At 53.3% G+C, this 11,546-nt stretch carries 10 protein-coding genes; 2 read left to right on the forward strand and 8 right to left on the reverse strand.

The genetic code is table 11. The features are described from left to right. Position 1: 1 nt before the first annotated feature. The 8 genes from rffA to trxA all read right to left on the reverse strand — a co-directional run bounded on the left by rffA (position 2) and on the right by trxA (position 8,597). On the reverse strand, positions 2–1,132 hold the full coding sequence (gene rffA / locus ACLHV9_RS23695) for a dTDP-4-amino-4,6-dideoxygalactose transaminase (RefSeq protein ID WP_407221132.1): 1,131 nt from the start codon (positions 1,130–1,132) through the stop codon (positions 2–4). Positions 1,133–1,136: 4 nt separating this feature from the next. After that, positions 1,137–1,814, reverse strand: a complete 678-nt coding sequence (gene rffC, locus ACLHV9_RS23700; RefSeq protein WP_108091179.1) for a dTDP-4-amino-4,6-dideoxy-D-galactose acyltransferase — start codon at positions 1,812–1,814, stop codon at positions 1,137–1,139. Continuing rightward, positions 1,811–3,073 (reverse strand): UDP-N-acetyl-D-mannosamine dehydrogenase, encoded by a 1,263-nt coding sequence (gene wecC / locus ACLHV9_RS23705; RefSeq protein ID WP_108091180.1) that lies wholly within the window; start codon positions 3,071–3,073, stop codon positions 1,811–1,813. Before wecC ends, rffC begins: the two co-directional genes overlap by 4 nt. Continuing rightward, entirely contained in the window at positions 3,070–4,200 is a 1,131-nt protein-coding gene (gene wecB / locus ACLHV9_RS23710; RefSeq protein ID WP_028018207.1) for a non-hydrolyzing UDP-N-acetylglucosamine 2-epimerase, read from the reverse strand. The genes wecC and wecB overlap by 4 nt, the downstream gene beginning before the upstream one ends. Positions 4,201–4,256: 56 nt before the next feature. Next, entirely contained in the window at positions 4,257–5,303 is a 1,047-nt protein-coding gene (gene wzzE / locus ACLHV9_RS23715) for an ECA polysaccharide chain length modulation protein (RefSeq protein ID WP_108091181.1), read from the reverse strand. 13 nt (positions 5,304–5,316) lie between these two features. Further along, complete coding sequence (wecA, locus tag ACLHV9_RS23720; RefSeq protein ID WP_028018209.1) at positions 5,317–6,420, reverse strand: UDP-N-acetylglucosamine--undecaprenyl-phosphate N-acetylglucosaminephosphotransferase; 1,104 nt, start codon at positions 6,418–6,420, stop codon at positions 5,317–5,319. A gap of 242 nt (positions 6,421–6,662) precedes the next feature. Beyond that, positions 6,663–7,922, reverse strand: coding sequence for a transcription termination factor Rho (rho, locus tag ACLHV9_RS23725; RefSeq protein ID WP_001054528.1), 1,260 nt, complete (start codon positions 7,920–7,922; stop codon positions 6,663–6,665). A 345-nt stretch (positions 7,923–8,267) separates the two neighbouring features. After that, the gene (gene trxA, locus ACLHV9_RS23730; protein ID WP_006179218.1) at positions 8,268–8,597 is read right to left on the reverse strand and encodes a thioredoxin TrxA; all 330 of its coding nucleotides are present in this window, start codon (positions 8,595–8,597) and stop codon (positions 8,268–8,270) included. A gap of 144 nt (positions 8,598–8,741) precedes the next feature. Between trxA and rhlB the strand changes: the two genes are divergently transcribed. After that, the gene (gene rhlB, locus ACLHV9_RS23735; protein WP_028018210.1) at positions 8,742–10,007 is read left to right on the forward strand and encodes an ATP-dependent RNA helicase RhlB; all 1,266 of its coding nucleotides are present in this window, start codon (positions 8,742–8,744) and stop codon (positions 10,005–10,007) included. A 6-nt stretch (positions 10,008–10,013) separates the two neighbouring features. Further along, a complete protein-coding gene (gene gppA / locus ACLHV9_RS23740; protein WP_108091182.1) occupies positions 10,014–11,498 on the forward strand; it encodes a guanosine-5'-triphosphate,3'-diphosphate diphosphatase in 1,485 nt (494 codons plus the stop codon). The last annotated feature ends 48 nt before the right edge of the window (positions 11,499–11,546 follow it).

Here is an 11,546-nt window from a genome sequence, read left to right on the forward strand (position 1 = left end):
ATCAGCCGAAATAACTCAGAAGGGTATTAATCACCGTACGCTGGTTAACCGGCGCGAGGTTGTAGAACAGTGGCAGGCGAAGCAGACGCTCACTTTCTTTAGTGGTGTAACGGTCTTCACCTGAGAATACCCCAAACTCCTCGCCCGCCGGGCTGGAGTGCAGCGGAATGTAGTGGAACACCGCCATAATTTCGGCTTCTTTCAGCCAGGCAATAAGCTGGCTGCGATCGTCGTTATCGCGTAGCTTGATGTAGAACATATGCGCGTTGTGGACGCAATCTGCCGGGATGGTCGGCAGCTCAATACGCCCGGCGTTTGCCAGAGGTTCAAGCGCATCGTAATAGGTTTGCCACAGGGAGAGACGCTGAAGGTTGATGCGTTCCGCCGCTTCAAGCTGCGCCCACAGATAGGCCGCCTGCAGATCCGCCATCAGATAGCTTGAGCCAATATCGCGCCAGGTATATTTGTCGACCTGGCCACGGAAGAACTGGCTACGGTTGGTGCCTTTTTCGCGGATCACTTCCGCACGCTCCACCAGCGCCCGGTCGTTAATCAGCGTCGCACCGCCTTCTCCACCCGCGGTGTAGTTTTTGGTTTCGTGGAAACTAAAGCAGCCAATATGGCCGATCGTGCCCAGCGCGCGTCCCTTGTAGGTCGACATCACGCCCTGGGCGGCATCTTCCACCACGAACAGATTATGTTTTTTGGCGAGCGCCATGATGGTGTCCATTTCACAGGCCACACCCGCGTAGTGAACCGGCACGATCGCGCGCGTTTTGTCGGTGATAGCCGCTTCAATCAGCGTCTCGTCAATGTTCATGGTATCCGGGCGGATATCCACAAAGACGATTTTCGCCCCGCGCAGGACAAACGCGTTCGCTGTGGAAACGAAGGTATAGCTCGGCATGATCACTTCATCGCCGGGCTGGATATCCAGCAGCAGCGCCGCCATTTCCAGAGATGCCGTACAGGACGGGGTCAGCAGCACTTTGGCACTGCGAAAACGCTGTTCCATCCACTGCTGACAGCGACGGGTAAAACCGCCGTCACCACAAAGTTTGCCGCTGCCCATGGCAGACTGCATATAGTCGAGTTCCGTTCCGACGACGGGTGGTGCGTTAAATGGAATCATCTTGTCACCTGTATAACCAGTAGGCGGTGGCGTCGATGTTGGCACCACTCGCAATATAACGTTTAAGCGCAGCGGTGTTGCCCACCTGGGTCGCCACCCGCAGCGTCGAAACCTGCTGCTGTTGCGCCCAGTGCATCGCCGCCTGCATGAGTTTTTCACCCATGCCACGCCCGGCTAATAAGCCAATACGCGCCTCACGCTCGTTGAGCTTACGCAGAGAGACGAACCCCTGGATTTGACCGTCTCCAGCACGAAAAACCAGGCAGACGTGGTCAAAGGTGCCTTTGACCGCATTCTCCACCCACTGCGCGTAGAAACGACCGCTGTCGTCAGGCGCGTACCAGGGCGTGCGAAAACGGCTCTGAGCAAACGCCCGAACCGCCATCTGACGCAGCACGGGAATATCCTGTTCGGTTGCAAATTCCGCGCCTGACGCATCATGCCGGGTGAGCGTTATAGAAAGATCGACCTCACCTTCAACCAGCTTAAAGCCGTGTTGCTGGAGCGCATCAAGCAGGTCAGCACGGTCCGCAGGGATCTTCGCCTGAACCCTCTGCCAGGCAGTAAAGTCAGATTCCGTCAGTGCCGGCGCATCATCTCGCAGACGCGCAATGGCCGAGGGTAGACCGAAAAAGGTACTCTCCCAGTTCAGGGGTTCAAGCACCCCATTCAGGCTACTCAACGCCAGACACCTTTGGTATCAACGATGTACTGCTGACGAACAGTATCACCGGACGTTGCTTTAAATTCTTTATGATCCACCAGCAGCACCAGCACATCCGCTGTCGTCAGCGCATCCTCCAGCGCGGTCAGCGTACAGTGCCCCGCCAGTTTTGCCGGCAGTTCATGAATATTCGGTTCGACCACCAGCGTTTCGCCCTTGTGCCATTCGGCAATCATCTCAGCAATTTCCATTGCCGGGCTTTCACGCAAATCATCAATGTTCGGTTTAAATGCCAGACCAAAGCAGGCAATTTTCAGTTCACTGGCGCGCTTGCCGCTCTCTGCCAGACAATCCGCTACCGTGGTTTTAACCTGATTGAGAACCCAGTGAGGTTTGCTGTCGTTCACTTCACGCGCGGTGCGAATCAGACGTGCCTGCGCCGGGTTTTGCGCCACGATAAACCACGGATCGACGGCGATACAGTGACCGCCCACGCCAGGGCCTGGCTGCAGAATGTTGACGCGCGGATGGCGATTCGCCAGGCTGATTAACTCCCAGACGTTAATCCCCTGATCGGCGCAAATCAGCGACAACTCATTCGCAAACGCGATGTTCACGTCACGGAAGCTGTTTTCCGTCAGCTTGCACATCTCGGCGGTGCGGGAGTTAGTCACCACGCATTCGCCTTCAAGGAAAATCTTGTACAGCGCGCTGGCACGTTCGGAACAGACTGGCGTCATACCGCCAATCACGCGGTCGTTTTTAATCAGTTCGACCATGACCTGCCCCGGCAGCACGCGCTCCGGACAGTAGGCAATATTGACATCGGCCTGCTCACCCGCCTGCTGCGGGAAGCTTAAATCAGGTCGCGCTTCAGCCAGCCACTGCGCCATCAGCTCGGTTGCCCCAACCGGAGAAGTTGATTCCAGGATCACCAGCGCCCCTTTCTTCAGCACAGGCGCAATGGATTTCGCCGCCGACTCGACGAAGGCCATGTCGGGCTCGTGGTCGCCTTTAAATGGCGTTGGAACAGCAATCAGGTACGCATCGGCTTCAACAGGCGTCGTGCTGGCACGCAAGAAGCCCCCCTCAACCGCCTCTTTCACCACGCGATCAAGATCGGGCTCCACAATATGAATTTCGCCACGGTTAATGGTTTCTACCGCACGCGCGTTGATATCCACACCGACAACCTGCTTTTGACGGGAGGCAAACGCTGCCGCAGTAGGCAAGCCAATATAGCCAAGACCAATGACAGAGATGGTAGTAAAACTCATAGCGATATCCGATTGTGTTTAAGTGCATGCAAAATACGACCACAAGCCTGCCCGTCTCCGTACGGATTATGGGCCCGGCTCATCGCCTGATACTCTTCATCGTCGTGCAGCAGGCGCGTGACCTCTTCGACGATCAACTGTGTGTCGGTGCCGACCAGGCGTACCGTTCCCGCTTTGACGGCTTCCGGACGCTCGGTCGTTTCACGCATCACCAGAACGGGCTTGCCAAGGGACGGTGCTTCTTCCTGAATGCCACCAGAATCGGTGAGGATCAGCCAGGCATGATTCATCAACCAGACAAACGGCATGTAATCCTGAGGTTCAATGAGAAGGACATTTTCGACATGACCCAGGATGCGGTTGACGGGCTCGCTAACATTTGGGTTGAGATGCACCGGATAAACTATCTGTACATCGTCGTTCTGCGCGGCAATTTCAGCCAGTGCATGACAGATTTGCTCAAAGCCCCGACCAAAGCTTTCACGACGGTGACCAGTGACCAGAATGGTTTTTTTGCCATTGTGCAGGAAGGGGTAACGGGCAGCGAGGTCCTTCTGCAGATCGTTGTTTGCCAGTACACGGTCGCGTACCCAGATCAACGCATCAATGACCGTATTGCCGGTTACAAAGATTTTGTTATCAGCGATATTTTCACGCAGCAAGTTCTGACGCGAGTTTTCGGTTGGCGCAAAGTGGTACATGGCCAGATGACCGGTGAGCGTGCGGTTGGCCTCTTCCGGCCATGGGGAATATAGGTTTCCGGTACGCAGACCCGCCTCAACATGACCGACGGGAATACGCTGGTAAAACGCAGCCAGACTTGTCGCCACGGTGGTGGTGGTGTCACCGTGAACCAGTACAACGTCAGGTTTGAATGACTCCAGAATCGGCTTGAGCTCTTGCAGAATCCGGCAGGTTATCTCGGTCAACCCTTGCCCCGGCTTCATAATATTGAGGTCATAATCCGGGACGATGGAAAAGAGCGTTAAGACCTGATCGAGCATCTCACGGTGTTGGGCTGTGACGCACACTTTCGCTTCAATATCAGGATCATTGGCCAGCGCGTGAACCAGAGGTGCCATCTTAATGGCCTCCGGCCTGGTGCCAAATACGGTAAGTACTTTCACATCGATTCTCTTCGATTAGACGATGAAGGCCTTAGCCTTCATCGTAGACGGCGTTCTTAGTTTGTGCGACGACGCGTTAACGCCACGCCAGCGCCCGTCAGTGCGCCTACAATCCCCCACATGATCATCAGGAATGCACGACGCGGACTATCGCGTTTTACAGGTTCTTCAGGCGTTCGCAAATAACGATAGGTCTGAAAACGCGGGTCCAGCGTTGGACCAACATTCAGGGTAGTGAGCATCGCGCGGTTTTGATCGTAGTCGAGGTCAAAATCAGGGCCAACGGCCTGGAGGTTTTCCAGACGGGCCTGCAGCATTGGGCGACCAAGCAGGAACATCTCAGAATCAGGCAATTCATCAGCCGGGACATCTGTCTCAGTGCGGGAAATATTGCGCTGCTCCGCAATTTTCAGCGCCTGTTCAATATTGTGTACACGGCGAGAGAAAATGGCTTTTGCCACCTCTTCCTGACGTTTTACCTGGGCTTTCATCTGGATGGTACGAGCCGCCCAGGCACCTTTAAGCTCTTCATTCAGATGGCTTGCGGCACGCTGGCTGGCAAACGCGACATACTGGCGCAACAGGTTGTTGGCATCCGGCGCAGTTTCTGCAATCAGCTTAACGCTGTCGTTAACGTTACGCAGCGCATCACCCGGCGTAAATTGGATGTTGTTTATCAGGTCATCCAAAAACGCGGCATCCGCTTTGCTGTTGCCCACCATACGCTGCTTGTAATAATCCGTCTGACTCCAGAAATCGCGGCGTGTATCCCACGAGGCCAGTTGCATCACAAACTCTTTGTATGCCTCATCCATGACGGAAGCCTGATCGGGTGTCGCCAGATTCGCCTTGATATCCAGATTACGCAGGAACTGCTGCTGGGAATAAAACCCGCCGAGCATGTTAACCGTTGGTCTGTCTGTAATTGCTGTGGCGCTCCACTCTTGTTTTGCAAAGAAGGTGTAGGCCAGCGCTAACAGTGCGAACCCCAGCGCGATCCCAGCAATCCAGAGTTTGCCTGCCCATAACACGCGAAACAAACCCCGAATATCCAGTTCATTCTCAGTTACCACTGATTTCGCTCCCGCCAACGGTTGAGTCATCATAGTCCCGGTTTTACTTAGTTAATGTTGTGTTTTTGTCATTGTTACGACGCATCCTGCGTTTCAGACGTTTAATGAATCGCGCCACTTTCCATGCGCGCTTAATACAGTAGCCGTACAGGAAAAATGCCAGCAAGAATAATGCCAACATAACCCACTCAGGAATAATATGAGAATATTCCGCAGCTACGCCAATTGCTGCCAGAATAGCGGCGGCCAGGGTGATCAGAACAAACGCCTGACGTGAAGTAAAACCCGCGCGCATGATGAGATGATGAATATGCTGACGATCAGGAGAGAAAGGACTCATCCCTTTACGCAGACGACGATACATAATCGCCACCATATCCATTAATGGAATGGCAATAATCCACAGTGCTGTTACCGGGCTAATTGGGTGGGTTTCACCCTGTGTGGTTTCCAGCAAAATCCAGATAACGGTAAAACCGATCAACGTACTGCCCGCATCGCCCATAAAGACTTTATAGCGGCGGCCAAGCGCACCAAGGTTTAAAAGGATATAAGGGAGGATGGCGGCAATCATGGCAAAACACCACATTGCCAGACTGTACTGGCCATCAAACCACAAAATAATGCCGATTGCGGCGAACGAGACGGAAGACAATCCACCGAGCAGGCCGTCAATCCCATCTACCATGTTGAAAGCATTGATCGCCGCCCAGACGGCAAAGAGTGTCAGGAAGAAGCCAAATGGACCCAGGACTAACTCCCAGGGACCAAAAACATAGCCGAGACTCCGGAGATACAGCCCACCGACAACCATCATAATTACGCCAATCCCCGCCTGAACGGTGGCGCGTATTTTTACCGCGATATCAAATCGGTCATCAAGGGCCCCGATCAGCACCAGAACACCGGCACAGGCGATGTAGAGAGCGGCATGCGGGATATAATAATCGGCAATGCCAAACGTGAAGCAAATCCCTGCATAAACAGAAATCCCGCCGACCAAAGGAATAAGTCCCTGATGACGTTTACGAAAATTAGGTTTATCCACCAACCCTATTCGCTTTGCCACCTTACGGGCGATGAACAAAAAACAGGTTGTGAATAAAAAAATACTGATCAGTTCAGTAACGGCGGTGAATAGATTCACAATGGATTGCTCTCAACAAATGTTAGTCCCGGAAGTATAACCATGAAGCCACTGCCTCAGAAGTAATAAAGATGGCCTCTTACAACTCCCTTTGTATATTTTTCAATCAATTATTTATTTGACTGCACAAACGGTTCTATTGTCGCACCGACCGGTCAAAATTGGGAGTAGGTGATACTAGCGTATAGTCCATAAAAGAAAAACGCCACGTAAAAACGTGGCGTTCACTGGCTTTATTTGCGTTACGAGCGTTTCATCATGTCGAAGAAATCGTCGTTGGTTTTGGTCATCGCCAGTTTATTAATGAGGAACTCCATTGCATCGATTTCACCCATTGGATGGATGATTTTGCGCAGGATCCACATTTTCTGCAGCTCTTCCTGTGTGGTGAGCAGCTCTTCTTTACGGGTACCGGAACGGTTGTAATCGATAGCCGGGAAGACGCGTTTTTCTGCAATCTTACGAGAGAGGTGCAGTTCCATGTTGCCTGTGCCTTTAAACTCTTCGTAGATAACTTCGTCCATTTTAGAGCCGGTATCGATCAGCGCCGTCGCGATGATGGTCAGGCTGCCGCCCTCTTCCACGTTACGTGCAGCACCGAAGAAACGCTTCGGACGATGCAGGGCGTTGGCATCCACACCACCGGTCAATACTTTACCGGAAGCCGGAACCACAGTGTTGTACGCACGGGCCAGGCGCGTAATGGAGTCGAGCAGGATGATCACGTCTTTCTTGTGCTCAACCAGGCGTTTCGCCTTCTCGATAACCATTTCCGCAACCTGAACGTGACGAGATGCAGGTTCGTCAAAGGTAGAAGCCACAACTTCACCTTTAACCAGACGCTGCATCTCCGTTACTTCTTCCGGACGTTCGTCAATCAGCAGCACCATCAGCACACAGTCTGGGTGGTTATAGGCAATGCTCTGCGCGATGTTCTGCAGCAGCATGGTTTTACCCGCTTTTGGCGGTGCCACAATCAGACCACGCTGACCACGACCAATTGGTGATGCCAGGTCCAGAACACGCGCAGTTAAGTCTTCGGTAGAACCGTTACCACGCTCCATGCGCAGGCGAGAGTTCGCGTGCAGCGGCGTTAAGTTCTCAAAGAGGATCTTGTTACGTGAGTTTTCTGGTTTGTCGTAGTTAACTTCATTAACTTTCAACAGCGCAAAGTAGCGTTCACCCTCTTTAGGAGGACGAATCTTACCTGAAATGGTGTCACCAGTGCGGAGGTTGAAACGGCGGATTTGGCTAGGGGATACGTAGATGTCGTCAGGGCCGGCGAGGTAGGAGCTGTCTGCAGAGCGGAGGAAACCAAATCCGTCTTGCAATATCTCCAGCACACCGTCGCCAAAGATATCTTCGCCACTCTTCGCGTGCTGCTTCAGGATGGCGAAAATGATGTCCTGCTTGCGCATACGAGCCTGGTTTTCCAGCCCCATATTTTCGCCGAGAGTGATCAGCTCAGAAACCGGCGTATTCTTTAATTCGGTAAGATTCATAATGGTGTGGGTTCTTAAACTCGGGGTGATTCTCGAACTTAATGTTGTGAATGGTATGGCAGGGTCATCCATGCCTGTTTAGCGGCCATCAACTCATGTCTGTTCGCTGTCTGGTCACAGGGAAAGAACGCAGAACTGAAACGACAAGACGGATTGAGTGACAAGCCCGGAATTTAGCCACTTCACGCACTGTATAAGTCAACAACGGGAAGTATCGGGTAAAACAAGATTCAAACAACAAGATATGTTTAAAACGAAGTCATAGCTAACTTAGCACGACTTCAGCCGGGCGTCCAGAGTTCCTCATCATTTAGCCGGGAGCTCTGAACGCACAGCGGAGAAACCTTACGCCAGGTTAGCGTCGAGGAACTCTTTCAGTTGACCTTTGGACAGCGCGCCCACTTTGGTCGCCGCCACTTCGCCGTTTTTGAACAGCAGCAGGGTCGGAATGCCACGGATACCGTATTTTGGTGCGGTGCCCGGGTTCTGGTCGATGTTCAGCTTGGCAACGGTCAGTTTGCCCTGATATTCGTCGGCGATCTCATCCAGAATCGGGGCGATCATTTTGCAAGGACCACACCATTCAGCCCAGAAATCGACGAGGATCAGCCCGTCAGCCTTAAGTACGTCCGTGTCAAAACTGTCGTCAGTCAGGTGAATAATTTTATCGCTCATATATAACTCCACAGGAATAAGCCTGGTACGTTGGTTTTGTCTCCACCAACGACGTGTTGATGTCGCATTAACCAACTAAAGGTTGACTTTATTTCACCGGATACGCTTTCGTAAAGCAATAGTAAGCTGATATTCTACCACACTATGAGCAAAACACATTTAACAGAACAGAAGTTTTCCGACTTCGCCCTGCACCCAAAGGTGACGGAAGCCCTTGAAAAAAAAGGGTTTCATAACTGCACGCCCATTCAGGCCCTCGCGCTGCCGCTAACGCTGGCCGGTCGCGATGTTGCAGGGCAGGCGCAAACCGGTACTGGCAAAACGATGGCGTTCTTAACGTCAACGTTTCATTATTTACTTTCTCATCCAGCGATTGCAGACCGCAAAGTTAACCAGCCGCGTGCGCTAATTATGGCCCCAACGCGAGAACTGGCGGTACAGATCCATGCAGACGCTGAGCCCCTGGCACAGGCTACCGGCCTGAAGCTTGGCCTGGCCTATGGCGGCGACGGCTACGATAAACAGCTTAAAGTGCTGGAAAGCGGTGTGGATATCCTGATCGGTACCACGGGCCGCCTCATTGATTACGCTAAACAGAACCACATTAACCTCGGTGCCATCCAGGTTGTGGTGCTGGATGAAGCTGACCGTATGTACGATCTGGGCTTCATTAAAGACATCCGCTGGCTGTTCCGTCGCATGCCTCCGGCAAATCAGCGTCTGAACATGCTGTTCTCCGCGACCCTTTCTTATCGCGTACGTGAGCTGGCGTTCGAGCAGATGAACAACGCCGAATACGTGGAAGTGGAGCCCGAGCAGAAAACAGGTCACCGCATTAAAGAAGAGCTCTTCTATCCATCTAATGAAGAGAAAATGCGTCTGCTGCAAACGCTGATCGAAGAAGAGTGGCCAGATCGCGCCATTATCTTCGCGAACACCAAACACCGCTGCGAAGACATCTGGGGTCATCTGGCTGCAGACGGTCACCGTGTTGGCCTGCTGACTGGCGATGTGGCGCAGAAAAAACGCCTGCGTATTCTTGAAGAATTTACCCGTGGCGATCTCGATATTCTGGTCGCAACCGACGTGGCAGCACGTGGTTTACACATTCCAGCCGTGACGCACGTCTTTAACTATGACCTGCCAGATGACTGCGAAGACTATGTTCACCGTATCGGTCGTACCGGTCGTGCGGGCGCAAGCGGTCACTCTATTAGCCTTGCGTGTGAAGAGTATGCGCTGAATCTTCCAGCCATTGAGACCTACATCGGTCACTCTATTCCGCAGAGCAAATACAATCCGGAAGCGCTGCTAAGCGAACTGCCGCCGCCTAAGCGCCTTACCCGCGCCCGCTCCGGCAATGGCCCGCGTCGCTCTGGCGCACCGCGTAATCGTCGTCGTTCAGGTTAAGAAAATATGCTCAGTTCCACCTCGCTTTATGCGGCAATTGATCTCGGTTCGAATAGTTTTCATATGCTGGTTGTGCGCGAGGTGGCGGGAAGCATACAAACGCTGACGCGTATTAAGCGCAAGGTCCGCCTCGCGGCGGGCCTGAGCAGCGATAACCACCTATCCCATGAAGCCATGGAACGTGGCTGGCAGTGTCTGCGGCTCTTTGCTGAGCGTCTGCAGGATATCCCGCATTCCCAAATTACCGTTGTCGCCACGGCGACGCTCCGCCTGGCAGTTAACGCCGTAGATTTTATTGCTAAAGCGCAGGAAATTCTGGGGTGTCCGGTTCAGGTTATCAGCGGTGAAGAAGAAGCCCGCCTGATCTATCAGGGCGTTGCCCATACGACAGGAGGTGACGATCGCCGTCTGGTCGTGGATATCGGCGGTGCCAGCACCGAACTCGTGACCGGCACCGGCGCCCAAGCAACGTCACTGTTCAGCCTGTCGATGGGCTGCGTGACCTGGCTTGAGCGCTACTTCACTGACCGGAATCTGGGGAAAGAAAACTTCGACGAGGCGGAGAATGCCGCACGCGAGGTGTTGCGTCCGGTCATGAATGAACTTCGTTATCACGGCTGGAAAGTCTGCGTGGGTGCTTCTGGCACTGTGCAGGCCTTGCAGGAAATCATGATGGCGCAGGGAATGGATGAGCGGATCACGCTTGCCAAGCTCCAGCAGCTTAAACAGCGCGCTATTCAGTGTGGGCGGCTGGAAGAGCTTGAAATTGAAGGCCTGACGCTTGAACGTGCGCTGGTTTTCCCGAGCGGGCTGGCCATTCTGATTGCGATTTTCACCGAGCTAAACATTCAGTGTATGACGCTGGCTGGCGGCGCACTGCGAGAAGGCCTGGTCTATGGGATGTTGCATCTGTCGGTTGATCAGGACATTCGCAGCCGTACTCTGCGCAACGTGCAGCGTCGTTTTCTGGTTGATATCGACCAGGCGGGTCGTGTGGCGCAACTGGCATCACGCTTCGCCGATCAGGTTGCCACCGGCTGGGATCTTGACCCTTTGAGCCGTGATTTATTGCTGAGCGCCTGCGCGCTACATGAAGTGGGGCTGAGCATTGATTTCAAACAGGCCCCTGTTCATGCGGCCTATCTGGTACGTAACCTCGATTTACCGGGCTACACGCCTGCACAGAAAAAGTTGCTGGCAACCCTGCTGCTGAACCAGACCAACGCCGTTGACCTCTCCTCTTTACATCAACAAAACGCCGTACCGCCACGCGTGGCCGAGCATCTTTGCCGACTGCTACGTCTGGCGATTTTGTTTGCCAGCCGCCGCCGCGATGATTTGCTACCTGCCATCAATCTGGTCGCTGATGGCGAGAAGCTTTCGCTGACGTTACCGGAAAACTGGATTGATAATCATCCACTTGGGGCAGAGATGATCGAACAGGAGTGCCAGTGGCAGAGTTATGTACACTGGGTTCTTGAAGTGAAGTAATACCCTGAGCATTGCCGGGTGGCGGTTTCGCCATACCCGGCCTTCGAA

The sequence above is a fragment of the Enterobacter sp. CPE_E890 genome (genome assembly GCF_046521475.1).
Classification (GTDB): Bacteria; Pseudomonadota; Gammaproteobacteria; order Enterobacterales; family Enterobacteriaceae; genus Enterobacter; species Enterobacter adelaidei.

Bases quoted from the DNA above. Each gene is read 5' to 3' on its own strand.
- wzzE (WP_108091181.1), bottom strand. From the start codon at position 5,303: ATGACTCAACCGTTGGCGGGAGCGAAATCAGTGGTAACTGAGAATGAA.
- rho (WP_001054528.1), bottom strand. From the start codon at position 7,922: ATGAATCTTACCGAATTAAAGAATACGCCGGTTTCTGAGCTGATCACT.
- rffA (WP_407221132.1), bottom strand. From the start codon at position 1,132: ATGATTCCATTTAACGCACCACCCGTCGTCGGAACGGAACTCGACTAT.
- wecC (WP_108091180.1), bottom strand. From the start codon at position 3,073: ATGAGTTTTACTACCATCTCTGTCATTGGTCTTGGCTATATTGGCTTG.
- gppA (WP_108091182.1), top strand. From the start codon at position 10,014: ATGCTCAGTTCCACCTCGCTTTATGCGGCAATTGATCTCGGTTCGAAT.
- rhlB (WP_028018210.1), top strand. From the start codon at position 8,742: ATGAGCAAAACACATTTAACAGAACAGAAGTTTTCCGACTTCGCCCTG.
- trxA (WP_006179218.1), bottom strand. From the start codon at position 8,597: ATGAGCGATAAAATTATTCACCTGACTGACGACAGTTTTGACACGGAC.